Origin of the sequence: Gracilibacillus xinjiangensis (assembly GCF_042651765.1) — a bacterium.
Classification (GTDB): Bacteria; Bacillota; Bacilli; order Bacillales; family Amphibacillaceae; genus Gracilibacillus; species Gracilibacillus xinjiangensis.
In genome coordinates, this window is the sequence record NZ_JBHSDT010000008.1 from 283,764 (window position 1) to 308,657 (window position 24,894).

Annotated in this window: 33 protein-coding genes; 26 read left to right on the forward strand and 7 right to left on the reverse strand. The window is 37.1% G+C overall.

Features of this window, described 5'->3' with window-relative positions:
* The first annotated feature begins 2 nt into the window (after positions 1-2).
* A complete protein-coding gene (locus ACFOY7_RS12555; protein WP_390254085.1) occupies positions 3-737 on the forward strand; it encodes an AAA family ATPase in 735 nt (244 codons plus the stop codon).
* A gap of 21 nt (positions 738-758) precedes the next feature.
* Entirely contained in the window at positions 759-1,058 is a 300-nt protein-coding gene (locus ACFOY7_RS12560) for a TIGR04104 family putative zinc finger protein (protein ID WP_390252440.1), read from the forward strand.
* A gap of 176 nt (positions 1,059-1,234) precedes the next feature.
* Here ACFOY7_RS12560 and ACFOY7_RS12565 read toward each other — a convergent pair whose 3' ends face one another.
* Positions 1,235-2,725 carry a hypothetical protein gene (locus ACFOY7_RS12565; protein WP_390252441.1) on the reverse strand — a complete coding sequence of 497 codons (1,491 nt, stop codon included), beginning with the start codon at positions 2,723-2,725 and terminating at the stop codon, positions 1,235-1,237.
* Positions 2,726-3,020: 295 nt separating this feature from the next.
* Here ACFOY7_RS12565 and ACFOY7_RS12570 point away from each other — a divergent pair, with 295 nt between their 5' ends.
* From ACFOY7_RS12570 to ACFOY7_RS12585, 4 genes are all read left to right on the forward strand, one after another.
* Entirely contained in the window at positions 3,021-3,698 is a 678-nt protein-coding gene (locus tag ACFOY7_RS12570; protein ID WP_390252442.1) for a BMQ_0737 family morphogenetic spore coat protein, read from the forward strand.
* Between the two features lie 145 nt (positions 3,699-3,843).
* Positions 3,844-4,383: a hypothetical protein gene (locus ACFOY7_RS12575; protein ID WP_390252443.1), complete on the forward strand. Its 540-nt coding sequence runs from the start codon at positions 3,844-3,846 to the stop codon at positions 4,381-4,383.
* Complete coding sequence (locus ACFOY7_RS12580; RefSeq protein WP_390252444.1) at positions 4,370-4,654, forward strand: hypothetical protein; 285 nt, start codon at positions 4,370-4,372, stop codon at positions 4,652-4,654. Before ACFOY7_RS12575 ends, ACFOY7_RS12580 begins: the two co-directional genes overlap by 14 nt.
* Before the next feature lie 2 nt (positions 4,655-4,656).
* Positions 4,657-5,880 (forward strand): surface carbohydrate biosynthesis protein, encoded by a 1,224-nt coding sequence (locus ACFOY7_RS12585; RefSeq protein ID WP_390252445.1) that lies wholly within the window; start codon positions 4,657-4,659, stop codon positions 5,878-5,880.
* On the opposite strand, the gene ACFOY7_RS12590 is transcribed toward ACFOY7_RS12585, so the two are convergent.
* A complete protein-coding gene (locus tag ACFOY7_RS12590; RefSeq protein WP_390252446.1) occupies positions 5,877-6,014 on the reverse strand; it encodes a hypothetical protein in 138 nt (45 codons plus the stop codon). The genes ACFOY7_RS12585 and ACFOY7_RS12590 overlap by 4 nt on opposite strands.
* A gap of 77 nt (positions 6,015-6,091) precedes the next feature.
* Positions 6,092-6,394: a hypothetical protein gene (locus tag ACFOY7_RS12595; RefSeq protein WP_390252447.1), complete on the reverse strand. Its 303-nt coding sequence runs from the start codon at positions 6,392-6,394 to the stop codon at positions 6,092-6,094.
* Between the two features lie 141 nt (positions 6,395-6,535).
* Here ACFOY7_RS12595 and ACFOY7_RS12600 point away from each other — a divergent pair, with 141 nt between their 5' ends.
* From ACFOY7_RS12600 to pseI, 11 genes are all read left to right on the forward strand, one after another.
* The gene (locus tag ACFOY7_RS12600; RefSeq protein WP_390252448.1) at positions 6,536-7,612 is read left to right on the forward strand and encodes a BMQ_0737 family morphogenetic spore coat protein; all 1,077 of its coding nucleotides are present in this window, start codon (positions 6,536-6,538) and stop codon (positions 7,610-7,612) included.
* A 140-nt stretch (positions 7,613-7,752) separates the two neighbouring features.
* Positions 7,753-8,742: an SDR family NAD(P)-dependent oxidoreductase gene (locus ACFOY7_RS12605; RefSeq protein WP_390252449.1), complete on the forward strand. Its 990-nt coding sequence runs from the start codon at positions 7,753-7,755 to the stop codon at positions 8,740-8,742.
* A 21-nt stretch (positions 8,743-8,763) separates the two neighbouring features.
* Entirely contained in the window at positions 8,764-10,275 is a 1,512-nt protein-coding gene (locus ACFOY7_RS12610) for a hypothetical protein (protein WP_390252450.1), read from the forward strand.
* Between the two features lie 16 nt (positions 10,276-10,291).
* Positions 10,292-11,722: a hypothetical protein gene (locus tag ACFOY7_RS12615; protein WP_390252451.1), complete on the forward strand. Its 1,431-nt coding sequence runs from the start codon at positions 10,292-10,294 to the stop codon at positions 11,720-11,722.
* A gap of 18 nt (positions 11,723-11,740) precedes the next feature.
* Positions 11,741-12,343, forward strand: coding sequence for a class I SAM-dependent methyltransferase (locus ACFOY7_RS12620; RefSeq protein ID WP_390252452.1), 603 nt, complete (start codon positions 11,741-11,743; stop codon positions 12,341-12,343).
* 42 nt (positions 12,344-12,385) lie between these two features.
* Positions 12,386-13,330, forward strand: a complete 945-nt coding sequence (locus tag ACFOY7_RS12625; protein WP_390254087.1) for a dTDP-glucose 4,6-dehydratase — start codon at positions 12,386-12,388, stop codon at positions 13,328-13,330.
* A gap of 12 nt (positions 13,331-13,342) precedes the next feature.
* Positions 13,343-14,494, forward strand: a complete 1,152-nt coding sequence (pseC, locus tag ACFOY7_RS12630) for a UDP-4-amino-4,6-dideoxy-N-acetyl-beta-L-altrosamine transaminase (RefSeq protein ID WP_390252453.1) — start codon at positions 13,343-13,345, stop codon at positions 14,492-14,494.
* Positions 14,494-15,213 carry a cytidylyltransferase domain-containing protein gene (locus tag ACFOY7_RS12635; protein ID WP_390254089.1) on the forward strand — a complete coding sequence of 240 codons (720 nt, stop codon included), beginning with the start codon at positions 14,494-14,496 and terminating at the stop codon, positions 15,211-15,213. Before pseC ends, ACFOY7_RS12635 begins: the two co-directional genes overlap by 1 nt.
* Before the next feature lie 5 nt (positions 15,214-15,218).
* The gene (pseG, locus tag ACFOY7_RS12640; protein WP_390252454.1) at positions 15,219-16,238 is read left to right on the forward strand and encodes a UDP-2,4-diacetamido-2,4,6-trideoxy-beta-L-altropyranose hydrolase; all 1,020 of its coding nucleotides are present in this window, start codon (positions 15,219-15,221) and stop codon (positions 16,236-16,238) included.
* Positions 16,238-16,747 (forward strand): UDP-4-amino-4,6-dideoxy-N-acetyl-beta-L-altrosamine N-acetyltransferase, encoded by a 510-nt coding sequence (pseH, locus tag ACFOY7_RS12645; RefSeq protein WP_390252455.1) that lies wholly within the window; start codon positions 16,238-16,240, stop codon positions 16,745-16,747. Before pseG ends, pseH begins: the two co-directional genes overlap by 1 nt.
* Positions 16,747-17,787: a pseudaminic acid synthase gene (gene pseI, locus ACFOY7_RS12650; RefSeq protein ID WP_390252456.1), complete on the forward strand. Its 1,041-nt coding sequence runs from the start codon at positions 16,747-16,749 to the stop codon at positions 17,785-17,787. The genes pseH and pseI overlap by 1 nt, the downstream gene beginning before the upstream one ends.
* Before the next feature lie 55 nt (positions 17,788-17,842).
* Here pseI and ACFOY7_RS12655 read toward each other — a convergent pair whose 3' ends face one another.
* Both ACFOY7_RS12655 and ACFOY7_RS12660 read right to left on the reverse strand, forming a co-directional pair.
* On the reverse strand, positions 17,843-18,175 hold the full coding sequence (locus ACFOY7_RS12655; protein WP_390252457.1) for a DUF2680 domain-containing protein: 333 nt from the start codon (positions 18,173-18,175) through the stop codon (positions 17,843-17,845).
* Between the two features lie 97 nt (positions 18,176-18,272).
* The gene (locus ACFOY7_RS12660; RefSeq protein WP_390252458.1) at positions 18,273-18,446 is read right to left on the reverse strand and encodes a hypothetical protein; all 174 of its coding nucleotides are present in this window, start codon (positions 18,444-18,446) and stop codon (positions 18,273-18,275) included.
* A gap of 79 nt (positions 18,447-18,525) precedes the next feature.
* On the opposite strand from ACFOY7_RS12660, the gene ACFOY7_RS12665 reads away from it, so the two are divergent.
* From ACFOY7_RS12665 to ACFOY7_RS12685, 5 genes are all read left to right on the forward strand, one after another.
* Positions 18,526-19,005, forward strand: a complete 480-nt coding sequence (locus tag ACFOY7_RS12665; RefSeq protein ID WP_390254091.1) for an HXXEE domain-containing protein — start codon at positions 18,526-18,528, stop codon at positions 19,003-19,005.
* A 16-nt stretch (positions 19,006-19,021) separates the two neighbouring features.
* The gene (locus tag ACFOY7_RS12670) at positions 19,022-19,492 is read left to right on the forward strand and encodes a hypothetical protein (protein WP_390252459.1); all 471 of its coding nucleotides are present in this window, start codon (positions 19,022-19,024) and stop codon (positions 19,490-19,492) included.
* A gap of 193 nt (positions 19,493-19,685) precedes the next feature.
* Positions 19,686-20,252 (forward strand): histidine phosphatase family protein, encoded by a 567-nt coding sequence (locus ACFOY7_RS12675; protein WP_390252460.1) that lies wholly within the window; start codon positions 19,686-19,688, stop codon positions 20,250-20,252.
* Positions 20,253-20,268: 16 nt separating this feature from the next.
* Entirely contained in the window at positions 20,269-21,096 is an 828-nt protein-coding gene (locus tag ACFOY7_RS12680) for an SPL family radical SAM protein (RefSeq protein ID WP_390252461.1), read from the forward strand.
* A 73-nt stretch (positions 21,097-21,169) separates the two neighbouring features.
* Entirely contained in the window at positions 21,170-21,994 is an 825-nt protein-coding gene (locus tag ACFOY7_RS12685; protein WP_390252462.1) for a GNAT family N-acetyltransferase, read from the forward strand.
* Positions 21,995-21,998: 4 nt separating this feature from the next.
* Here ACFOY7_RS12685 and ACFOY7_RS12690 read toward each other — a convergent pair whose 3' ends face one another.
* On the reverse strand, positions 21,999-22,358 hold the full coding sequence (locus ACFOY7_RS12690) for an MmcQ/YjbR family DNA-binding protein (protein WP_390252463.1): 360 nt from the start codon (positions 22,356-22,358) through the stop codon (positions 21,999-22,001).
* 149 nt (positions 22,359-22,507) lie between these two features.
* On the opposite strand from ACFOY7_RS12690, the gene ACFOY7_RS12695 reads away from it, so the two are divergent.
* The 3 genes from ACFOY7_RS12695 to ACFOY7_RS12705 all read left to right on the forward strand — a co-directional run bounded on the left by ACFOY7_RS12695 (position 22,508) and on the right by ACFOY7_RS12705 (position 23,366).
* Complete coding sequence (locus tag ACFOY7_RS12695; protein WP_390252464.1) at positions 22,508-22,897, forward strand: GyrI-like domain-containing protein; 390 nt, start codon at positions 22,508-22,510, stop codon at positions 22,895-22,897.
* Positions 22,898-22,926: 29 nt separating this feature from the next.
* Positions 22,927-23,085 (forward strand): hypothetical protein, encoded by a 159-nt coding sequence (locus ACFOY7_RS12700; RefSeq protein ID WP_390252465.1) that lies wholly within the window; start codon positions 22,927-22,929, stop codon positions 23,083-23,085.
* Between the two features lie 131 nt (positions 23,086-23,216).
* Positions 23,217-23,366, forward strand: a complete 150-nt coding sequence (locus ACFOY7_RS12705) for a hypothetical protein (RefSeq protein WP_390252466.1) — start codon at positions 23,217-23,219, stop codon at positions 23,364-23,366.
* A 165-nt stretch (positions 23,367-23,531) separates the two neighbouring features.
* On the opposite strand, the gene ACFOY7_RS12710 is transcribed toward ACFOY7_RS12705, so the two are convergent.
* On the reverse strand, positions 23,532-23,855 hold the full coding sequence (locus ACFOY7_RS12710) for an antibiotic biosynthesis monooxygenase family protein (protein WP_390252467.1): 324 nt from the start codon (positions 23,853-23,855) through the stop codon (positions 23,532-23,534).
* Positions 23,856-23,969: 114 nt separating this feature from the next.
* Between ACFOY7_RS12710 and ACFOY7_RS12715 the strand changes: the two genes are divergently transcribed.
* Complete coding sequence (locus ACFOY7_RS12715; RefSeq protein WP_390252468.1) at positions 23,970-24,752, forward strand: class I SAM-dependent methyltransferase; 783 nt, start codon at positions 23,970-23,972, stop codon at positions 24,750-24,752.
* Positions 24,753-24,894 lie beyond the last annotated feature (142 nt).

Sequence of the window (24,894 nt, forward strand, 5' to 3'; positions counted from 1 at the left end):
GTTTGTTTTTGCGGAATATTCAATTGCAAAGGGAGAAAATTGATTCTTTTTCCTCCTATCCTTTTTCTATCCCTGCGATCAGGCAATTTCACGAATTAGAAATAACAAAGCCTGTCACATTTTTTATTGGTGAAAATGGAACAGGAAAATCAACATTACTTGAGGCAATTGCGGATAAATGTGAATTTAATACAGCTGGTGGCGGGAGAAATAATCTATATCAAGTCGATTCCGCCGCATCAGATTTAGGGGATTATATTCGTTTAGCATGGTTACCAAAAGTGACAAACGGATTTTTCTTAAGAGCGGAATCATTTTACAATTTTGCAACACACCTTGATCAAGTTGAGGCAGAAGCAATGAAACCATATGCAGCATATGGCGGAAAATCATTACATCACCAATCACATGGGGAATCGTTTTTGTCCTTGTTCCTGAATCGATTCAGGGGAAAAGCTATCTATCTTTTGGACGAGCCAGAAGCAGCATTATCACCAAATCGCCAGTTTACCTTTTTGCGAATTTTACATGACCTTAGTAGAAATCAAGAGTGTCAGTTTATTATAGCAACCCATTCGCCTATATTACTAGGTTATCCTGATGCCATGATATTGTCCTTCGATAATGGCATGATTGAACCAGTTGAGTATGAAGAAACCGATCATTATCGTGTAACCAAATATTTTTTGCAGCACCGGGAGAAATTTCTGAATGAATTGTTTGCGGATGACGAATAGGATAGGGAAAGGAGCTTTGCCATGCCAACTTGTCAAAAATGCAAACACCAATGGACATGGAAAGAAACCGTAAAGAAGTCTTTTACACTTGACAGTGGAATGACATGCCCAAACTGTAATAAGACACAGTACCTAACAAAAAAATCAAAGAAAAAAGCAGGTCTCCTCAATCTCATGCTGCCATTTTCTATGTTTATTCTAGCAATAAATGGTGCATCGATCCTTGGTGTCTGCTTGCTCCTGATCATAGGTTTACTTACAATGATTGCCGCCTATCCGCTAATGATAGATGTAACGAATGAAGAGATGACATTATGGTAAGTGTGTATTTGCAGAGTCATGAGAGGATAGTATGCTTAGTGAGATGGAGACAAGAGGGGGGGTAATAAGGAATGTTAAACAGCCTCAAGATCCCCTCTAGTCTATCGGCAATATATTAGAATGGTAAATCTAAGTTTCTTTCATTTTTGCCGATAAAATCATACTATACTGCCAACTTAATCTTTCGATTTGCCTAAAAATGATTTTGCCATCAGCCAAGTCTTCTTCCATCCGGATGGAGTTTCTTTTGTTTCATTAAGTGAATGATCAGACTCCGGTTCATTAGTCGGTAAACTGTTCGTTTTTGGAGTTTCTGTTGTAAGTTTATGTGGAGATATAAATGTATTATCATCGATGATCAGTTCGTTGCTTTTTTCAGCATGATCTGTACTTTCCTGGCTAGGTTTTTCCGGTGTGGAATGTGTTTTTGTTTTTACTACAGCTTGCTTATTCTCTTCTACTTGCATCACACTTTTTTCTTCATTAACCATAGATATTTCTGTTTCTTTGTCTTTTTGTATGCTTTTCGTCTGACCAACCTGTTGCTTCCCAGCTGATTCTGGTGTTGGCTGATCTAATGGGATCTGATCAGCATTTTGCCTTAATGCCGATTTATTTTCTGGAGACACTGCACCTTTCTGATCAATAGGATCATTACCGGTTGTCTCAGTTGTCTGCTGATCTGTTGGGACTTGATCAGGATTTTGCCTTAATGCTGATTCATCTGGAAGTCTTGCTTCGACCTTGTCAATCGGTTGCTTTTCCGTTACTTCTGTTGTTTGCTGATTTGTTGTTCCGTGATCAGCATTTTGTTCCAATGCAGTTTTATCTTGAAGCAGTGCTTCTATTTGATCAACCTGGTGTTTCCTGGCTGATTCTGTTGCATGCTGGTTTGTTGTGATTGTCTCCACATTTTGCTTTATTGCAGATTTCATTTCTGGGTTTTCTGCTGTGGTATATCCAGTCTGTTCTGGCTGGACTTCTCTCTTTTTCTTTGGCCGGTTAATAATATTTTTGCTGCCATCAATGCGCCCACTAAAAAAGGTTTTCTGTCCATTTCGTATAAGGATGGACTGCTGACTGTTGCTGGTGGGTTGCTTGTTAGGTACTGATGGACCACTTTTCGGCGGCTTTGGTTCCTGTTGTTGCCTGCTCATCCCAGTTGATTGGACCGAACCTAGCATGTTTTGTAATTGCCGGTATTCTGAACCATATGACCTTCGTTGCTTGGTTGGAGCAATTGTACTTTTTAATTGGCTTATTTCCTTCTTCTGTGACCCGATTTCCTGTTTTACTTTTGCTAAATCCTGCTCTGATTTTATCATTACCTGATCTACTTTTGTTAATAACTCTTTCATTCTTGCTGCCCGGACCTCTCCTTTGATTAAGGAAACATCCTGTTTGAGTTGGTTAATCGAATCATTTAAGGAACGAATTTGTCTGGACCATTGCAGCTCCTCTTGTTCTTTCCGTCTGATTTTATTTTCATAAGATTCTTCCATTGTTTTCATTTCTCCTTTTAACTTGACGAGTTTCTCTTGAAGCACGGATAACTCCTGAAAATTATTTTTCTTATCTTCTAAGTTTGAAGCAGACTCCTTATAACGCGCTAAATCACTTCTTAACTTCTCTATTTCATTTTCATTATAAAGCCTATATTGATACATAGTTATTCACCCTTTTTATGGCACATTAATATAATATTTGTGAAACATCAAATCGTGACAAATGTGCTATGTTTTCCGTCAATGGCAAGCATTTATCATTATAAGTCAAAGGACATATCATAGTTGCACTACGATCAGTCATGGTTGTTGTTGCGTAAGTGAGAGAGCTCTTTAATAGTATGATATTCGCCCATCTTCACAAATATCATGATATTTCCGCTCTTAAACTAAAACATTTTGTTGCATGTTGTCATAGGCTATATGGACATTAATCTTATTTGGAGGTGTTTGCATAATGCAAGCAAAAAATGTAACAGGAGGGCAGGAACTTCTTTGTATTAACACAGAGAAGGTATATGACTGGATTTTAAATGAAGCAACATTTGACTTAGCATTAAATAACCTGGACTTACCGTTAAATCCAGCAACTGGAGCACAATTAGAATGTGAAGATATTGATTTAGATACAGTTACATGTGCTGTTGATCCTGCTGAAGTTGATCCAATTGTTGTAACAGGCCGTGAAGACCAAGTATTTACTATTGATGGTGAAGAGGTAACATTGCAAGTCGTGAATATCCGCAAAAATTTTGACGTCACAATTTTTGTTAATTTAGTACCAGCACTTGGTGGTACTCAAGTTGTACTTGGAACTGTCCCTTTTACTCGTTGTGAGCAAGTAATCTTGTGTGCGCCAGCTGGAACAGATATTGACGTCACTTACACAGATTTAGACTGCTTTGTATGTACAGCAAGCTGTGACCCTGGAACAACAACTGAAATTGATGAAATAGATGTCACAGTAACTGTTCGCTTATGTCAAAGTATTAAGTCAACATATCCTGTAACATTAGAACTTGTTGCAGAATTCTGTCAACCACGTGATATTCTCCCATTCCCGCCATGCCCTGCACCGACAATGCCAGCACAATGCCCAGTGGTTTTCCCAACTAATGCAGGTCATATCGGATAAGCGGCTGACATATAATAAAGAGAGGAAACCCCTCTCTTTATTTTTTTTATTTTAGAGAACCATCGATCAAGAAAATCCCCTTATTAAAAGGATGCAATTAGAAAAATAGAAAGAGGTGAGCAATTTGTCATTGGAGAAAAAGTTAATGGAATGGCAAGAAATGCAAACATCTTATCTGGAGAGAATTCAAGCATTAATAGAAGGGATCGAAAAACCATTACAGTTAATTCCATACTTCACGTACTCCATTCAAATTACCCATCATGCTAACAGGGAAAATTACATTCTTGGCACCTTCCATGTTCAGAACATTAGTGATCAACCTGTTACCAATCCAATGATTTGTATAAAACTGAAACCCGCAGAACTGTTTGAGTTTTCCGGTAAATATATCTATCCCAATACAAAACAGCCGATGCAATTAGCTAATGCGTGGGAACGAGTAAATGAGGCAACAAATAAGGAAGAGTTCTGGTTAAGACCAACTAAAAAGACAACCATTGAGGCAAAGGAGACTATATCTTTTACCAATTTCCAAGTGAAATGGAATTCTGACACGACGTATAATGGTTCGATTCAAGGATTTGTTTATGGTGATGAGATAAAGGAAGGACTCCATGCGATCAATCAAATTAATCTGAATGGAACGATTGTAGAGGAGGAGGATTTCTATGAAGAAGAGTAATATGGAGGAACTTGCCCAGCAGCTGATTGCCAACTATATGATGGATTACCAGAAGCAAATAGGCAAAAGCGAAGGGGAGGCAAATGGTAGCTTTGTTTTTTTGGATCACCAGACATTACAGATGATCCTGACATACATGTTTGCCCAAATGGGGCAGGCCCAGTCAGTGACATATGATACTGCTGAACTTGAATCGAAAATGGATCATGTCATGGTTCAGCAGAAAAAGCAATTGGAAGAAATTATTCTAGCATTAGAAGGAAAGGTATAACAATGGGGGTGCGATGGCTTTATTTACCGATTGAAGTGAAAGTTAGAGAGTGTGATGCAAAGCTGTTGCTTGCTTATTATGCAGTGAAACAGGGCTATCAAGTAGTTATTGGGGATCATCCTGGAGTAGAAGAATTGTGCGAAACATACCCTGAAGGTATTTTTTTTTCTAAAGGTGGGCCCCATGGTTTTCGAAAACGGGTGCTCGTACATGCGAAGGAATATCATCATAAAATCGTAGAATTGGATGAGGAAGGATTAATTTTCCAAAGAAATTTATACATACAGGATCGCATGCAAAAACAATCATTGAATCTGGTCGACCAGGAATATTGCTGGGGGAGCCATCAATACAAGACAATTCTGGCTGCATATCCGGACTTGTCAGGAAAACTTCATATTACTGGAAACCCCCGGTTTGACCTTTTAACACCGAAGTATAGGAAGATGTATGATCGAGAAAAGCATGAGCTGATTGAACAATATGGAGAGTTCCTGTTAATCAATACACGATTCTCTCAATATAATACGGCGAAAGGAATGAAAGAAACGGTTCATTACAAGCATATTCAAAAACTGTATCACTTATTTATATTAATGATTAAAGAGATTGCCGAGCATTTCCCAGACAAAACGGTTATCATCAGGCCGCATCCCGGGGAGAGCTTTACAAGTTATCGCAAAGCGGTTAAACCATATTCCAATGTACACGTTATTCATGAAGGAAATATTATCCCATGGTTATATGCAGCGAAATCAGTCATTCATAATGGTTGTACTTCAGGGATTGAGGCATCCTTAATGGATCGACCTGTCATCTCTTATGTGCCATTCGAGACAATGGAACCAAAGCTGCCCAATCAATCAGGGCAAATTGCAACAACGAGTAAAGAAGTTATAACTCTTATACAAAAAGTCTTTGATGGGGAAAAATTGCCTAAACCGCAAGTTAGTGAAATGGACGATTTTAAATGGTCGACAACCAATTATTCCTATCAATCAATCCTCTCCTTATGTAATCAAATTTCATTATCACCACCATTAAAGAAAATCATAATAAAAGAAGAAGCTGTTCAGCTTTCACGAATAAAAAAAAGAAAAAGAAACTTTTCCTTAACAAAAGAAGAAATTCTTTCTTTTTTTCAAAAACTAAATCAACTAAATGAGACAGAATTACGATGTCAAATTACCAGGATTGGAAATCATGTCTACCATCTAACATGTTAGCCTTTCATACAACAGCCGCCGCCGCTTCGTTTAATTGTTGCTTTTCTTTTTATGTTAGAAGCTGTAAGAGGAATAGGCTTATCAGATTTTTTAAAATTACTTTTCACATTTTGATAAATTTCTTTTGCCTTCAAAAAAATCAACTCCTTCAACACTGATAGTTTATTATATTGTATGGCTTCATAAATGCATGGGCAATAAAGAAAAACGGTTAAAATAACTTAGCCCCATTACTTGATGGAATACTGTAAGTGGAACGCTTTCTATGTGGATGACTTGAATGGAAGGAAGATTGTTGCCTGTTTTGACTTTCTTTTAACTGTTGAATGGAAAGGTTCTGTCTTTCCATTTCTTTTTTTATTATATGAAACTCCTCTTCCATACGATGGATAAAAGGTTCCATTTTCGTGAGAATATCCTCTGTATCAAGTTCACTTAGCGTTGCTCTAATAAATTGAATCTCTGATTTGATCTCTTCAACAGAAAGTAACATATCTTTAATTTCCTGATCCAATATTATACCCCTTTCAAAAAGCATTTTCTATATCCTATTGAAATCGTCCAGAAATGTGAGAAATCTATCAAGATGATTAACCATTTTTGGACTGATCACATAGGTTATTTGTGTAAGGATTTTGAATGGAGGTGTGATTACATGTTACGGTCTCAATTTGAAGAAAATAACCAGGAGTTACTTTGTATACAGACAGATAAAGTGTATGACTGGGTTATAAATGAAGCAAGTTTCGATTTAAATGTAACTGGGCTGGAGTTTCCATTAGACCCGGCTACAGGTATTCAATTGGAATGTACGGATATTCTTCCTGAAACAGTTACTTGTGTTGTAGAACCAGATGAGGTGGAGCCGATTTTTGTTGCAGATCGTCAGGATCAGCTTTTCGTGATTGATGATCAGGAAGTAACATTACAACTTGTGACAATTCGCAAAAATTTTAATGTAACCTTATTTGTTGATACAATCCCAACACTTGGCGGGACAGCAATAGAGGTTGGAACAGTGCCATTTACTCGCTGTGAACAAGTGATATTATGTGCTCCAGAGGGAACCGATATTCTTGTTAACCTTACAGATGTGAGTTGTTTTGTTTGTAACGTTAATTGTGAACCTGGAACGACTACAGAAATGGATGAAATAAATGCAACAGTGACGGTTCGCCTGTGTCAAAGCATCCAATCGACACATGAAGTAACAATTGAAGTTGTCGCAGAATTCTGTGAGCCAAGGGAAGCCCTCCCTTTGCCACCATGTCCACCACCAGTTATACCAGCCCAATGTCCTGTTCTTTTTCCATCAGTAAATTGCCCAACTTCTGGCATGGAAAAACCAGCATGTAGAAGTGGGAAAACAGTAAATAACAGTAGGAGAGAAACAAGGGAAAAGGAACAATCAGCAAGCCATGGCTTCAAAGGGAAAGCAGACGTGGAGCCAACGATAACAGAAGTTGCGGCAGAGAAGGCTGATCCGCAACCGGAAACACTAACAACACCACTAGAAGCAACTTCCCCTGTAAAAGAGACAGAAGTATCTTTTGAACCAGTACAAGAGAAAGGGATCAACGAAGAGCCAGCTCAAGAACACTTAGAATCAGCACAAGAAAAAGTGATCGACGAACAGGCAGCTCTATCTCCAGAACAACTTGGCTATGCACAAGAGAAAGTGAACGAAGATCTACCAATAATAAAATATGAAAAAGATCCAGGAGAGGAATAGTACCCCTCTCCCATTTTTTACTTATTCTATGGAAAAAACGGGCGGTATTTATAGGCCAGGGTCGTTAACTCTTTTTCCTGAGTCTAATATACATATACAGTGAAACTAGAAAATCTTGTCAGGAGAAAGAGGGAGCAACCGTGTACTTTTCTGGAAAAAGAATTTTAGTAATTGGTGGTACTGGAACAATAGGTACAAGCATTACAAAACAATTGCTGAAAGAGAACCCTGAACTGATTCGTCTATTCAGTCGGGATGAATATAAACAACATATAATGAAAGAAGCCTTTGCGCATGATAAGAAGCTGCAATTTATGATTGGCGATGTTAGGGATTATGATCGTGTCCTTCAAGCAATGAATTCCATTGATTATGTCTTTCATGTGGCTGCAATGAAACGGGTGGAAACAGGCGAAGAAAACCCGATGGAGGCAGTAAAAACAAATGTATTAGGAACAGATCATGTGATGAAAGCAGCAGCAAGACAGCGTGTAAAAAAGGTTGTCTTCACAAGTACAGACAAAGCAATCTCCCCAACCAATGCTTATGGTGCTACAAAATTAATAGCAGAGCGAATGATTGCAACAAATGATTCCAATCCACATACGGTTATTGCCAGTGTACGGTTTGGAAATGTAATGGGTTCAAGAGGCTCGGTAATCCCGCTTTTTAAAGAACAAATACTTGAACAGAAGAAAATCACCGTAACCGATTTAGAGATGACCCGCTTTATGATGACATTACAGCAAGCAACAGATTTAACGATCCATGCACTGAAAGAAGCAAAAGGTGGAGAGGTCTTTGTATTGAAAATGCCTGTTGTAAAACTTGGCGAGTTAGCCAATCTGCTAATTGAAGAAACCTGTGGGAAACACGGAATGAATAAAGATGGCATTAATATAGAAGTAACTGGTTTAAGACCTGGTGAAAAAATGTATGAAGAATTAATGACAACAGATGAAGCACAATTTGCATGGGAATTACCAGGTATGTTCATCATCCCGAACGATAAGTCAGTTACGTACCCGAATGCAACAAGGGCGCAACAAACAACCTATAGTTCAGCCAATCAGCCGCCCATTCCATACAATGAATTAAGGCGGATTTTAAAAGAAGCACAGCTAATATAAGTGAAAGGTGAGGAGGTAATGATGGATACTTTTCAGAAAAATTATTGGTCACTGTATCTTGATTTCATTCGTGATTTTGAAGGCTTAATCTATCGAGGTTACTCTTTACCTTACTTTTGTCATTTACCAAGTTATCTATTTCCGAACACCAACCTGATTCAGACACTAAAAAAACCGGAATATAGTAAAAATATTACGAATCAACTACATTTTCAAAAAGATTTTCAAAAGGTATTCAACCAGTTTGTTCAATCCCATACATTAAAACAGCCAAACAAGGTGAAAGGAAAAGTAGTGATTCATATTGATAAATTGCTGCGTTTCACAACACCTGCGATTATGAGTCATTTCGACCCAAAACAAACAATCCTTTTGTCCAATGGAAAACTATCAGGTAAACCGGCAGCTTCCACTGCCGAAGTAAAACAGGCGAAGAAAAATTCAAAAGCAGTTCCACTAAATACAGTAACGATTCATCAATCAAAAGTGAAAAATAATCACCCGGCCAATTTTAAAATGACAAATAAAATGGTTACATTATCACTGGATAATTACGGCAGAAATATAGATAGAGACATATCCCTTGTTCAGAATGAAGCAGTAAAACTGTTAAAAAAATATGAAGGACATCATTTATATAGTAACAATGCGTTTAAGAAATGGTTAGTAAACAATTTGAAGGTAGTCATGCTTCAGATCGATGCTACCCAACGATTCCTTAAGCACATTGCCGTCTCATGTGTTGTCGTCTCTACAACCCATAGCTATGTCAATCGGATATTGGCCGTTGTAGCAGCATCGAAAGGAATACCGTCAATCTGTATGCAACATGGAATTATTGCAAGTGAGCTTGGTTATTTACCAAAAGTAGCAACAGTTGATGCAGTATACGGACAGTATGAAAAAGCTTGGTTTTTAACGCATGGAGCACCGGAAGGATCTGTGGAAATTATTGGTCATCCCCGTTTTGACCAGATTTTCCAGAAATCCAAAGTGCAGCGAGCTGTTTTCCAAAGTAAATTAGGACTGGATCCAAAACGGAAAACCGTTATGATTGCCGTAAGAGGTCAGGAAGATATCGAGCAATGGCGGAAATTAATACAAATACTCTCCAAAAACATCGCATTGAATATTTTGGTAAAGAACTATCCCAGCCGTTCACCACATGAATTAACAAAGGAATTTCCCCATGTGCACTCAACGATGAATTATCATTTATATGACATCTTCGCAAATGTAGATGCAGTGATTGCCTATCCATCCACAGTAGGACTTGAAGCAATGATAAGTAATAAACCTGTATTCATATTAGATAAAGATGTTAATGGCAATACGGCCTATTATCAAAGACTGGATCATTTAATGCAAAAGAATACAAGGGAATTAGCAAATCAAGTCGTTCAATATTTTACAAATCCTTCTGCAAAGAAACTGGCGGATGCAAAACGACTAGCATTTCTTCAATATGCTTATAATACAGAAAAAAAATCAATGGAACGATTGACAGGTCTTATTCAGCGACTAACAAGATAAGGGAGAGGAGAGTTGGATGAACACTTATACAAACAATTATTGGTCCATTTTTATGGAATATTTAAAGGACTTCGATTCCCTTAACTATAAAGGGTACTCTCTATCCTATCTTATCCATTTCCCCAGCTTAATTAGAAATCATAAGGAACTTTGGATTAATCTTGCAGAGAAACAATATACCAAAAATCTGAAAAGACAAGTAGGAGCAAAAGAAGTGCAGCAAGATTTTAACCAATATGTTCAATCACTGAAGCCAAAAAGTCGTCGTAAAAAAGCCAAACAAGGGAAAATCGTATTCGTTGCCGATCGGTTACTACGTTTTCCTAAAGAGACTTTCACTAAGTACTTTAGCGAAAAACAAACAATGCTGCTGATTACAAGTAACAAAGATGATAAAAGTCAGCTGGAAAGGGATAATGCGAAATATTACGAGAGAATGGGTATTCCTTTCCAATATTTATCAAGTTATAGGCATGACATAAGAGCGCCTAGAACGCAATTGATGATTCAATTAAATCATTTATTCAAAAAATATAAAAAGCACGACATTTATCAAGAAGAAATGTTTCAAAATATGTTTCGCGTCAAAATTGATGCAACCATCCATCTGATTGAAATGGTGGAGCATATGATTGCCTCAGTACCAGTTAGCTGTTTTGTTATTTCCAGTCCCAACCATTATGGGAGAGTGGTAGCATTTGTTGCAGCGAAGAACGGAATCCCAACTGTCTGCATGCAACATGGCATTATCGGAAACGAATTAGGCTATATCCCGAAAGTTGCAACAGTTGATGCATTATATGGTCAAATTGATGTGAATTGGTATCAGCAAAGAGGGGCTAACCGAGATAGTTTAGCAATTATTGGCCACCCGCGTTTTGATCAGGCATTTGCTTCAGCAAAATATTCAAAAATAAAATTTGCTAGCATGCTTGGAATCGATACAAAGAAAAAAACATTGCTGCTCATTGTGCGCGAGAACCGGAATTTACAAAAATGGAAGCAAATGATTGATAGAATCAGCAAAGAATTAGATGTCAATTTAATTATCCGGGACTTCGAAAATAACCAGCAACATCCGTTAGTAAAACAATATCCAGCTATTCACTCAACAAGAGCCTTAGAATTGTACGATATCTTACCACACGTTGATGCCGTTGTCTCCTATACATCAACAGTAGCGCTTGAAGCAATGTTAGTTGGCAAGCCATGCTTTATTATGCATTCAAGGATTCCGGGATATTCGGGATATTATGATTCTTTTAGCCCTTTTATACAGAAGGATCCTAACAATTTGGCAAGATTAATCATAAGGTATTTTAATGAGGAGAAACAAAGAAGATTTGCAGAAGAGAAAAGAAAGCAATTCTTGGCCTATGCCTACCCTAATGCCGTACCATCCGGCAAAAGGCTGAAAGATTTAATTGAAAGGTTAACAAAACAATAATGGTTAGGAGAAGGATAAATGACTGATAAAAAGAAGTCTATGGAGGAAGTTCATAATTACTGGGTTCGTAAAAGTGCCCCGGAATCCTACCTGATCCATCAGGAAAGAAGTGAATTTCTTCTTGAATATTTACAAAAATATGTGCATCCCAATGCTCAAATACTAGAACTTGGCTGTAATGTCGGAAGAAACTTGCAAACATTATATCAAAACAATTATAAAAAGTTAACAGGGATTGAGATTAGTAAACAAGCAGTCGAAAAATTACAAACTACTTTCCCTGAACTAGCAAAAACTATGAATCTGATCCATTCACCAATAGAAGATTGGATTAAAAATGTAAAAACATACCACTATGATCTTGTTTTTACAATGGCAGTTCTCGAACATATCCATCCAGACAGTGAATGGGTTTTTGAGCATATTGCACGAATCAGCAGGGAATATATTATTACGATTGAAGATGAAAACACGACGAACTGGCGGTTATTCCCGAGAAACTATCAGGCGATTTTCGAAAAATACGGCTTTGAACAATTAGAGGAAAATGACTGCAATAAAGCAGATCTAGATAAATACCGCCTCCGGATATTCAAAAGAATAATACGGGCTTTTCCCTAATAAACTAATAAAAATCAATGAATCTGAGAGAGGATGACAATGTTGAACATACTTGTGACAGGTGGTGCAGGTTTTATAGGAAGGTGGGTTGTCAAAAGGTTACTTGATGATAATCATCTTGTATGGGTAATTGATGACTTATCGAATGGCAGAAGAGAGAATTTAATGGAATTTGAGCAGCATCCGAATTTCAAAGGATTAACGGCAGGTGATATAAAAGATCAATCATTACTTGCAGACCTATTCACAAACAATTTTGCTGTTTGCTATCACTTAGGAGCAAGTATCAATGTTCAAGATAGTATCGATGAACCAGAAACGACGTTTGCCAATGATGTTATCGGAACTTTTAATTTATTAGAACAATGCCGGAAGCACAATGTCAAACTTGTATTCATGAGTACATGTATGGTTTACGAGCGTGCTTATGATGACAAGGGAATCAGTGAAGAAAATGCTGTAAAGCCTGCCTCCCCATATGCTGGCGCTAAGTTAGCGGCAGAGAATATGGTCTTATCTTACTATTATGCCTATGATTTGCCTGTAGCGGTTATTCGTCCATTTAACACATATGGACCATTTCAGAAAACAGGCGGAGAAGGCGGCGTTGTAGCCATATTTATTAAAAATAAATTAGCAGGAAAAGATCTTTCCATTTATGGTGATGGTACACAAACAAGAGACTTGCTGTATGTAGAAGACTGTGCCCGTTTTGTTGTAGAAACAGGATATTCCGACAGTGCCAATGGTGAGGTTATTAACGCAGGTTTAGGGAAAGATGTTTCGATTAATGAGTTAGCAAAAATGATTGTGCAGGATGAAAGTCGTATGAAGCATGTAGAACACATTCATCCACAAAGCGAAATTCCTAAGTTGTTATGTAATTATTCCAAGGCAAAGCAATTATTAGATTGGGAGCCAACCTATAGTTTAGAAGCAGGGATTCGTGAGACAGAAAAATGGATAGCTTCAACGAATTTAATTTAAGGAAGATTTATAATGCCAAAACGAAGTGAATTTTTACCATATGGAAAACAATGGTTAGACGATCAGGATATACAAAAAGCAGTAGAAATATTAAAAAGTGACTGGTTGACAACAGGACCAATGATTCCTGAATTTGAACAGAAGGTTGCAGAATATGTTGGTGCAAAGTATGCCGTTGCTTTTTCCAGTGGAACAGCAGCATTACACGGTGCATGTTATGCTGCTGGCATTGCTGCAGGTGAGGAAGTGGTTACAACACCAATGACTTTTGCTGCAACAAGTAATGTGGTGTTATATCAAGGAGCCCTGCCTGTATTTGCTGATATCGACCCTGACACTTATAACATTTCTGTTCAGTCAATCGAAAAACTGATAACAGAGAAAACGAAGGCCATTATTGCTGTTGATTTTACCGGTCAACCAGCAGACTATGATGCTATCAACGAACTTGCTAAGAAGCATGGATTAACAGTCATTGCAGATGCGGCCCATGGGCTTGGGGCAACATACAAGGGAAAAAGAGTCGGGACATTAGCTGATATGACGATGTTCAGTTTCCATCCTGTTAAGCATATCACAACAGGAGAAGGCGGCATGATTACAACAAATAATCCTGAATGTTATGAAAAGCTCCGAGATTTCCGCTCACATGGCATCACACGTGATCCACTACGGATATCTCATCCAGATGAACCATGGTATTACGAGATGCAATCATTAGGGTATAACTACAGAATGACTGATATCCAGGCAGGTTTAGGTATAAGCCAACTCGAAAAGCTTGACCATTTCCTTGATAAAAGAAGAATATATGCCAGAAAATACAGCGAAGCATTCCAATCAACTCCATTTCTTACACCGCCATATCAACACCCCGAGACCAATTCAAGCTGGCATTTGTATGTGATTAAACTGGACCAATCACTTAACAGAAAAGAACTATTCAGTAAACTTCAGGAAGCAAATATTGGCGTTAATGTGCATTATATACCGGTTTATCTTCATCCATATTACCAGCAATTAGGTTACCGGAGAGGAATTTGTCCGGAAGCGGAGAAGTTGTATGAAGCAATGATCACATTACCCCTTTTTCCGAAAATGACAGAAAACGATGTGGATGATGTGATTGAAGCAGTTAATGAGTTGATTGGTGGGATGGAATGATGAAAATTGTCGCAATTATACAAGCGAGAATGGGTTCCACAAGATTACCTGGCAAAGTGCTTCGTCAAGTACTTGGCAAACCACTCTTAGCCTATCAACTGGAGAGGGTGCGTTTGGCAAAGCACATTGACGAAATTATTATTGCAACAACAACGCAGCCAACTGATGATCCGATAATTACATTCTGTCAAAAGGAAGATGTGTTATTTTCCCGCGGGTCTGAACAAGATGTTCTCTCCCGCTATTATGACACGGCTATCCAAGCAAATGCAGATGTGATTGTAAGACTCACATCAGACTGTCCACTAATCGACCCGGCTGTCATTGACAAAGTGATTGAGACATACACTTTATCCAATCACTATGTATCCAATGTTGTCCGAAGAACTTATCCAAGAGGGATGGATGTGGAAGTTTTCTCAATCGAATTATTGAAACAAATAAACGAGGAAGCAACTTCGAAAAAAGATCGTGAGCATGTGACAACATTTGTCCGTGAACAGCCAGATCGTTTTAAAATTAAAGATGTCGTTCACCGTTCTGATTACAGTAATTACCGTTTAACGGTTGATACAGCGGAGGATCTAATGTTAATCGAGAAGATTCTTGAGAAAATTTACCCAGTCAGCCCTGCTTTTACATTAGAAGATATCATTTCTCTCCTGCAAAAACATCAGGATTGGCTAAAAATCAATGCACATATTGAACAGAAAAGGTGAAAATGATGCAAATTATCTTTAGGACAGATGCATCCACTCATATAGGAACAGGGCATGTGATGCGCTGTCTTGTATTGGCTGAAAGCTTGAAAGAATTGGGAGCAGAGGTTGCTTTTATCTGTCGCAAACTTCCTGGTAATTTAACATCAAAAATATCTGCAAATAATTTTCCTGTCTATCTAGTAGAAGAAGACCATCATGCCTCAGAAACGTTAACAATTATCCAATCATTTACCAAGGTGGATTGTATGATTGTCGATCACTATGATATTGATCTCGATTGGGAAGAAAAAGTGAAACCATTTGCAGGAAAATTAATGGTGATTGATGATTTAGCTAATCGCCCTCACGATTGTGATATATTACTTGATCAAAATCATGTAGCAAATAAAGAAAAAAGGTACGATCATCTGATTCCTAAAGAAGCCGTTAGATTATTTGGTGTGAAATATCTCCTGTTACGTAAAGAGTTTCGTGAAGTAAAGGTTGATGCGAAGCACAGTCAAAGGATTAAGAGGATTCTTATTTCATTTGGTGGCAGTGATCCGACAAATGAAACAATGAAAGCACTACAAGCAGTAGCAAGTTTTCCTTATTTAAAGATTGATGTCATGATTGGTGAGGCCAATCCCTATTCCGGAGAAATTCTATCATTTTGCCATGACAAAAAATTTGTTGCAATCCATCAACAAACTAAGGATGTAGCAATATTAATGGCAGAAGCAGATATCGCGATAGGGGCTGGTGGAACAACCACATGGGAGAGGATTTATATGTTACTCCCATCACTAACAATAGAAACAGCAGCAAACCAGGCTGACATTTTAGCACATCTAGCAGATGAAGGCCTTGTCTATCATTTAGGCAAAAGTGACCATGTTACTGCTAACCATATTAAGGAGAAACTTTTATTATTAATCAAGCATCCTGATTTTTTATTAACAATGCGCAAAAAAGCGGAAGCATTCAGACAGCAAATCGATCCATTAGCTGTAGCGAGATTGATCATGGAAGGTGGATCATAATGGAATTACGGGAATTGACGGAACCATATTTGCCACTTGTTTTAAATTGGCGTAATGCCGATCATGTACGTCTATTTATGTATAATGAAGAGTTAATTAGCTGGGAAGAGCATCAAGCATGGTTTGAGCGGATTTCCAATGATCCATCTCGTCGCGTTTTTTTATATGTTGCCAACCAGAAACCGTTAGGCCTTGTCCAAATTTCCCAGATCAACCCACAACATAAGCGTTGTTATTGGGGATTTTATATTGGGGAAAAAGAGGCGCCTAAAGGTTCAGGGACCATGATGGGGGAATTAGCTATCGAGAAAATGTTCTTGGAACTGAATATGAACAAAATTTGCGCAGAAGTAATTGAAACAAATACGGTGAGCTTAAACTTTCATCATAAATTAGGCTTTAAACAAGAAGGTTTATTTCATCAACATATGAGAAAAGGAAACGACTACTTAAATGTAATTCCAATGGGGCTTTTTCGGGACAAATGGACGAAAGGAGGAAACTCGTAATGAAAATTGGCAATTTCACTATTGGCAGTGACCACCCGCCATTTATTATCGCCGAAATGTCTGGCAACCATAATCAATCATTAGAAAAAGCGTTGCAAATCGTTGAAGCGGCTGCCAAAGCTGGAGCACATGCATTAAAAATTCAAACATATCGAGCAGATACGATGACATTAAATCAAACGAATCAGCAGTTTATGATAAATGATCAGGAAAGTCTTTGGAAGAATAAATCTTTATATAAATTGTATGAAGAAGCACATACGCCGTGGGAATGGCATGAACCAATTTTTACCCGTTGCAAAGAACTTGGCATGATTGGTTTTAGCTCCCCTTTTGATGAAACAGCTGTCGACTTCCTGGAATCACTAGATGTACCATGTTACAAAATTGCCTCATTTGAATGTACCGACTTGCCGCTTATCCGCAAAGTAGCTGCATTGCAAAAACCAATGATTATCTCGACAGGAATGTGTACAGCTGCAGAGATTGATGAAACTGTTCAAACAGCAAGGGAAGCGGGATGTAAGGATATCATCTTGTTAAAATGCACGAGTACCTATCCGGCAACACCGGAAAATACCAATATACGAACAATTCCACATATGGGCGAAACATGGAACTGTGAAATTGGCTTATCTGATCACACAATGGGGGCAGGTGTAGCCGTTGCAGCAGTTACGTTAGGAGCAACAGTTGTGGAAAAGCATCTGACATTATCACGTGCAGAAGGAGGAGTAGACGCAGCATTTTCCCTGGAACCTGATGAATTAGCACAGTTAGTTACAGAATCAAAACGAGCATGGCTTGCATTAGGAGAGGTACACTATGGTACAACAGAAGCGGAAAAGGGATCAATGAAATACCGCCGCTCGATATATGTGGCACAAGATATGAAAAAAGGCGATCCTTTTACGAAAGAGAATCTAAGAGTCATTCGACCAGGATATGGACTACCGCCTAAATATTTTGATATTTTACTAGGAAAAAAAGCGAGCAAAGATATAGTGAGCGGAACACCTGTAAACTGGGAACATATTTAAACAGCTGTTGAACCGGCTAAAAGTAAATAGAGCACGTTGAAAAAGATGAGCACTCTCATTTTGGGAGAATGCTCATCTTTTTATTATGCATATGGTGTGGGTTTTCACGGTCCCATTTCGGAATATAATCATTTTCTTCCAGTTTCGTATATTTAGCTTTTAAATGATCGATCATCTTTTTTGCCTTTTCCTCAGTATATATCCCGAATTCTACATATTTTTCAATTATCGCGACTTTTTGCTTCCACACCTCATTGTGCATTATCGCCATCTCTTGCTTTTGCTCATCTGTTAATTTACCATTTTCCTCCGTCTCGGCTGAAAATGGAGATCCGAATCCTACAGTTATAATTATGGCGAAGATGGCTAAAGCTATCCACTTTTTCATCACATATACACTCCCATCTTTTTGGATAGATTGTGTAATATGTCAGGAAATATTCCTTTTCTATCATTGTAATTGATCGGAGTCCAGGTTAACTATTTCAACCACGTTTTCTTTCACTAAATAAATATGTAATTAAAAACGTTCCGCCAATCATCATCGGTAAACCGATCATTAAAAATGACTCATTACTAGGAAGTTCCCATCTTAATGTTAAAATACTCAAACAAAAGAAAAATAGTATCAAACAACCAACCATGAAAAATTGTCTCAAGTTTATCATCCTTTCAAAAAATGGTTTAAGCATTTGCTAAAATATGGTATGTTTAAATAGCGACAGGAGGTGTGAAATTCTGGAATTCCTAACATTATTATTTCTGTTCAGTATAACCTTGCATAATTTAGAAGAGGCATTATGGCTGCCTAAATGGTCAGAGCATGCAGGCAGATTTCAAAAAAGGGTTGAACCAAATGAATTTCGCTTTGCGATAATTGTCATAACATTATTCGCTTATCTGACGGTATTCTTTTATTATGTATTTAACAATACGATCACCACCATTATTCTTGTTGGATTTCTAGGTGCTATGGTATTCAATGCGATTTTCCCTCATCTTCTAGCAACCATTGTATTAAAACAGTATGCACCAGGAGTGTTGACTGGCGTTCTCCTAAATATCCCAATTAATAGCTATATTATTTACCGATTTATTGAAGAGAACCTGATTACATTATTTGGTGCAATCTGTGCAACGATCCTTATAGGGATTATTTTGCTAAGTTTTATTCCAGTTTTATTTAAAATTGGTTCAAGAATTATGCCAACAAATTAGAGGGAAGGAGGATATGATGACATTTCATTCAAGACTACAGGGATCTCCGGTTATTATGATAGTGATTACCATTATATTAATAAGTATTAATAACCAATTTCAGTACGGATTCTATTATTGTTTGTTCTATCTTCTTATATTGCTGGTCATTACCAATTTTTTGAGATATAAAGTTACGGTTGATGAGAAGATGATCCTGATCCATTATACAGTTTTATTCGGCAATCTTACTATTTATGCAAAAGAAATCTCCCCAGAGCATATAAAAGAAATCAAAGGCAAGCGGATCAACTGGTATTTAATGGGCGTGAAAGTCATCATGAAGAAAGGGATAAATTATCGTCTCAATGGGTTCTATCCTGAAACAATTTTTCACTATGTTGAACAATTTGCAAAGAAAAATGGGGTGCCAATGAAACAGTCAAAAGATTACCAGGTGTTGAGGAGAAGGCAGGAACGGTTAAACGGTGAAGAAAGTGCCCAATAATAATTGGTTTCTTAACAAACTTCAGCAAAGATAAAGCCAGAACTCAGAAAAACAGTTGCCATTCTTAAGCTTTACTTTAGTTAATAGGATGTGCCCATGTGCAAATATTACAGAATTTTATAGAAGAATCGGAATATATGAAACTCGAACATGCGGAAGATTACTTATAAGGTAGTTAGAAAGGACTTTTTACTTGAATCGATTAATCTTAATAAGACATTCCATTCCAGTTATCGAAGCAGGTGTTCCTTCGAATGAATGGGTCTTAGCAGAAGAGGGAATAGATAAGGCAAGAATAATAGCAAAGAAACTATCAGGCTATTGTTTCGGCAAATTGTATACAAGTATGGAACCAAAAGCGATTGAAACTGCTAAAATTATTGCTGACCATACAAATAGTTCATATGAAAAAATTGCAGATGTTCATGAACATTTACGTACTTCTAATCGAAAGGTATTTACTGGAGACGAATGGTTAGCGATAATGCAACAGCTCTTCACTAAACAAGATCGTTTCATATTTGGTGATGAAACTGCAGGAGCAGCAAAAAGCAGGTTCGATGAGGCTATAAAGAAACTAATTAAGACACATACGAGTAATGAGGACATCCTGTTAGTCACACATGGAACAGTCATGTCACTATTTCTTTCACTATATAATCATTTGGATGGATTTGAAATATGGTGTTCATTGGGGATGCCCGCATATGTGGAGCTTACCGTTAGTGACTATCAAATACAAAATATAGTTACATTATAAGTAAACAGGAGGAACTATGTCTAGAAAAAACATTACGTATAAAACACCAAAGAAAATTCTGACACCAACCAGCGGTTTTTTGAATGATTATACTCACACGCTAAATCCTTATGCAGGTTGTGTATTTGGTTGTTCCTATTGTTATGTGAGACAAAGCCCTGTTGGTTTATTTCGTAAAGAAGAATGGGGAACATGGGTGGATGTAAAACAAGAGGTAAAGGAAAAACTTACGAAGGAAATCAGTAATTTAAAGAAAAGAGATAAGCAAATAACCATTTTTATGTCATCAAGTACAGATCCTTATCAGCCGATCGAGCATAAAGAACATGTTACAAGGTCATTGCTTGAAGGAATGACTGAAATGCCGCCAGACTTTTTATTTGTTCAAACGAGAAGTCCTTTCATTACAAGAGATATCGATTTATTCAAACAGTTAAAAAACAGATTGCGAATCAGTGTAACAGTAGAAACAGATGATGATCTGGTACGTAAAAGATTCTCCCCCCATGCACCACCTATCCATGCAAGACTAAAAGCAGTAAAACAGCTAAGAGATCATGGACTGCCTGTCCAGATTGCCATTGCCCCGGTGTTGCCATTCACCTCACAATTTCCAGCAACTATTGCAGAATTAGTTGACCGTATTGTAATTGATGATTATTACACAGGTGATGGAAGCAGTGGAAAAAGAACCGAAAGACTCGGAATCAGTGAAATATATAATCAAGAGGAAAAACGAGAATGGTTTGGAAAGGGGACACACCAATTGGCGATCGAGAAATTGAAAGCAGCCATTCCTGCCAGTCGAATCTTCCTAAGTCAGGATGGATTTAAACCATATTAAAAGATGAATCAATGAATGAAGGGTCCAATTAATTATAAAGATATAATAATATTCCCAATAGGAGGCAATTCAAATGATTGTTGAATTAAATAAGGAAGATTTTTACCGTTGCAGGAACTTGTTAAACAGGCAAGCACATTTAGAACCAATCTCAGTAATTGATGGGATAAATTCTGGTAGAGTATTTGTTGATGACAAGCAGAATCCAACAACAGGAATGGTTTGGTTAGGAAACAATGATGGGTTTTTCTTTATCGGAAATCCCTGTAATGAAAAGTTTAATCACTATTTAAATCCTTTTATTGATCAATTTATTGTCGGAGAAGCGAAAAAAGTTAATCTGAATTACATTGAAGCAATCGGTAATAGTAAGGAATGGAATACAACATTGAAGGAACTTTTCCATATGCGGAATTATCGTAATTGGAATCAGAGGGTTTACATTATGAAAAACTATGAATATCTTGATAACCTTGAGCCGCAGATGGAAACAGAGTTTACGATTAGGAGAATGGATAAAGAAATTTTATCAGCAAGCCAAATAACGAATAATGATGAATTAAAAGCAAAAATACTGGAATCCTGGGTAACTATTGAGGACTTTCTTCAGACTGGGATTGGATTTTGTATAATGGATGATAATCAAATTGTTAGCTTCTGCTTTTCGAACTTTGTTGCAGGCAATGTTCATTGTATAGCAATCGAAACAAAGAAATCGTATGAAGGAAGAAAACTTGCACAAAAAGCCGCTCATGCTTTCGTCAAAGAATGCTTCAATCAAAAGAAACTGCCATATTGGGAATGTACGGAGAGTAATAAAGCCTCCATTTCAGTTGCGGAGAAATTAGGCTTCAAACCATATTTTCACTATATTGGGTTTGAATTTTCATTATCCTGATCCATTATTGTTGGATTTCTTTTTGAATATATTTTGGTAAACTCTTTAGTACAAGTTGATAGGAATGATTGATTAGTTTTTCAGTAAGTTCCAAAGGGATGGAAGATGAATAGTAAATAGAAATCCAATGTTTTTTGTTCATATAGTATCCTGGTTTAATCTCCTTATATTGATCACGTAATTCCTCCGAAAAAATCGGGTCACATTTTAATGTTAAGATCGGTTGTTTCTCAGAATCTTCACCAACAAGTGCATACATTTTGTCAGCTACCATAAACCGGTACGCATCCCATTCTTCCTTATACTCTTGAGTGGAACTAGGGAGACTTAAGCATATTTTTGCAATAACATTACTATCAATCATAATTTTTACCCACCTTTTCATCATTTAGAGATTTTGTTATTTTTCAAAGCTTAGAACTGTCCAAAGAACCCCTGCTGATGAGATGTATTTACATTTTAACACAGGAATGGAAAAATGTTATAATATTAATGAAAGAGAGGGAAGTACTAATGAAGATAAAATTAATCAATCAAATAAGCACAAATAATTTTACTGATGATAAACTTATGGAGAAAATCCAGCATTTGTGGAAGCAAGCGTATCAAAACATTGATGATAAAAAAATACTGTATGGTGTTTATCATAATTATGAGAGTAATTATAAAGGAGATTATTCACTAGCTGTGGGTATAGAAGACCCAAATAAGTCCGACGTACAAATAAATGAACATGCTGATTATCAAGTTTTCCCTGTCGATGCAAAAGATGAGGCAGGAATTATGAAGACATGGCAACATATATGGAATTTGGAAGAGTCAGGAGAGTTAAAGCGAGCATATACGGTGGATTTTGAAAAATATTATCCGGATGGGACAATAGAAATACATATAGCAATATAGAAAATCCAATGAATTCAGGTGGTGTATATATGGAGAAGATTATCGAACCATTTCATGAACAATCCAAGTTAGGACGATATTTTCTTACCGTTTTCTTATCATATATAACGTGTCGCAAAATTAGGAAATTAGAAGAAAAACGGACATTGCTAAAAGAAATATATGAATCAAATGCAAGAAAGTTATAGAAGGACAGAGGGATCAATTACAGAAAAAGATCAACTAAATCTCCAGATGGACCGATCAACAGAGGATACTCGCGATTTTTATTGTAATTTTGATTTCCGAGAAGTCTAATGTATGTGAGAAGGGATAAAAAGTGACTCAGCAGAATTTTTTAAACAAAATTCCGATGGTGAAAGACAGCTCCTCCGTTCGTCAGTTAACAAAAGGGTATTCCGATGATAAGAAATATGTATTAGATAATAATTACTTATTAAGAATCTTCCCCTCAGATGATAATGATTGAAGGTTACAAGAATTCCGAGCGATTCAGCAATTAGAGAACGTTTCTAATATGAGAAGTCGTCCTTGATCATGCCAATTTCACGATGATTATTCCGAAGTGGTATCAACAATCATAGTTTCATAGAGTGCCAGACAGCAAGGTGAATGGACACTCTTCCATGTACTCTTATGAATTAGCGGGTTGCTTGACTGCTTTTACGGTATACATTTTCACTTCCATATGTAAAAGAAAGTCTGGTTTTGGTTTGCCGCGGTTTGCTTTATGTCCAGCGATATGTGCATCACTCTTCTCCCATTGTTTCCAATGAGCTTCTGACTCCCAGCGGATCATAATGCAAACTTCTTGTTCACCTTTTCGTGGTTTTTCTTCCATTATCGTACTGTCTACAAATCCTTCTTGTTCTTCGATAATACCTTTGGAACCAAATTTCTCAATAAGTTGGTCGGCATAGCCTTCTTTAATGACCATTCTACGCATCATTACAAACATATTTCCACCTCTTTCCTTATATTGTTATTTTAATTGATATTAGTTATCATTGTCAATTAATTCACTTGGTGTGACAGCCGATACCAAAATGTTAAATGGAAAGGATGATTGCCAATGTCCGAATGGCCAGAGTTAACGAAACGATCTAGACAAAAATGGGAAGAGAATGCAGGTTTTTGGGATGATTACATGGGGGAGGAAAGTAATGCATTTCACAGAGATATTATTCGTCCATCCACAGAAAAATTGTTAAAAATAAAGAAAAGGGATGTCATTCTTGATGTTGCTTGTGGCAATGGCAATTTTTCCAGAAGATTAGCAGAATTAGGTGCAAAAGTTACAGCAATTGATTATAGTAAAACAATGATCGAAAGGGCAAAATTGAGATCAGAATCCATCATCCAATATAAGAGAGTTGATGCAACTGATTATGAGGAAATGCTTAAATTAGGTATTGATACATATGATAAGGCGGTTTCCAATATGGCGTTAATGGATATCTCTCATGTGGAACCATTAATAAAAGCACTCTCTCTGTTAATAAAATCAAATGGTAGATTTGTTTTTTCGATTGTACATCCCTGCTTCCAAGTTCCCGGTGCTCGAAAAGTGACAGAAACGATTGATGATAAAGGCCGACAAATCACAACACATAGTGTTCAATTATCCAACTATATAAAAATGGAGCAATATGAAGCGATTGCAGTTAATGGTCAACCATCCCCGCATTTGATGTTTCATCGGCCGTTATCGTACTATGTCAACATGTTTTCTCAATATGGTTTTGTACTTGAAAATTTAGCTGAGCCGACTTTCCAAGAAGAAGCAACCAATATATTTGAATGGATAGAAATACCACCAGCAATAATTTTTAGTTTTCGTAAACTATCAGGTTAGTGAGCACTTCTTTATTGAAAGTGTTCTTTTTTATTCACTAAAAAACAAGTGATGGCAAATTGATTAAAACCATTCTTAATTAAAAAAGATGCTAAAACGGATAATTTTCGTTATTATTATAGTAGAGAGAACTATAGGGGGC